The 250-nt window shown below is 60.4% G+C and carries 1 protein-coding gene; it reads right to left on the reverse strand.

Translation table 11 applies throughout. The features are described 5' to 3' along the window. A partial coding sequence (locus KVT28_RS25885; RefSeq protein WP_254633674.1) for a methyl-accepting chemotaxis protein occupies nt 1–250 on the reverse strand: 250 nt, incomplete at both ends.

Here is a 250-nt window from a genome sequence, read left to right on the forward strand (position 1 = left end):
TTTGCTGCTGCATCGACTGCGCGGCGGCTGAAACCTGCTTGACGAGCGCGGCGTTCTGCTGAGTGCTGCCGTCCAGCTGGGTAATCGCCACGTTAACCTGTTCGATGCCCATGCTCTGCTCGCGGCTCGCTGACATGATTTCGCTCATCAGCGTAGTCACGCTGCTGTCGCCCTGCATCAGCTCATCCATGGTTTGCCCGGCCTGCTCCACCAGATGGCTGCCGGTATCAATATTCGCCACCGACTCCTC

This window comes from Pantoea sp. GbtcB22, from assembly GCF_019091025.1.
Lineage (GTDB): Bacteria > Pseudomonadota > Gammaproteobacteria > Enterobacterales > Enterobacteriaceae > Pantoea > Pantoea leporis.